Annotated in this window: 1 protein-coding gene; it reads left to right on the forward strand. The window is 68.3% G+C overall.

The genetic code is table 11. The features are described from left to right. Positions 1-19 precede the first annotated feature (19 nt). On the forward strand, positions 20-797 hold a 778-nt coding region (locus E1166_RS30625; RefSeq protein WP_132343264.1), incomplete at its 3' end, for a glycosyl hydrolase family 5.

The following is a 797-nucleotide window of genomic DNA, read 5'->3' on the forward strand; positions in this document are numbered from 1 at the left end:
CCCCAGCCCGAGGAGCATCATGAGACGTCCACTCCGCGCGCTAGCCGCGGCCGGCCTGCTGGCCGCCGTCGCGCTGGTCGCCGTCGCGCACGGCGGCACGGCCTCCGCCGACACCCAGATCTGCGAGCAGTACGGCTCCACCGTCATCCAGAACCGGTACGTGGTGCAGAACAACCGCTGGGGCACCACCGCCCAGCAGTGCATCAACGTCACCGGCACCGGCTTCGAGATCACCACCCAGCAGGGCTCCGCGCCGACCAACGGCGCACCGGTGTCGTACCCGTCGGTCTTCGTGGGCTGCCATTACACCAACTGCTCCCCCGGCACCAACCTGCCGATGCAGGTGGACCGGATCAGCACCGCCACCAGCAGCATCAACTACCGGTACGTGAGTGGGGCCACCTACAACGCCTCGTACGACATCTGGCTCGACCCCTCGCCGAAGCGCGACGGGGTGAACCAGATGGAGATCATGATCTGGCTCAACCGGCAGGGCTCCATCCAGCCCATCGGCTCGCCCGTCGGCAACGCCACCATCGACGGGCGGACCTGGCAGGTCTGGCGCGGCAGCAACGGGTCCAACAACGTCATCTCGTACCTGAGCCCGTCGACGATCTCCAGCGCCAACCTCAACCTGCTGGCGTTCATCAGGGACACCCGCGACCGGGGCGCGATCACCAACAGCTGGTACCTGACCAGCATCCAGGCCGGCTTCGAGCCGTGGCAGGGTGGCGTGGGGCTGGCTGTCAACTCCTTCTCGGCCAGCGTCAACGGCGGCGGCCCGATCACGCCCCCGC

This window comes from Micromonospora sp. KC213 (assembly GCF_004348325.1).
Lineage (GTDB): Bacteria > Actinomycetota > Actinomycetes > Mycobacteriales > Micromonosporaceae > Micromonospora.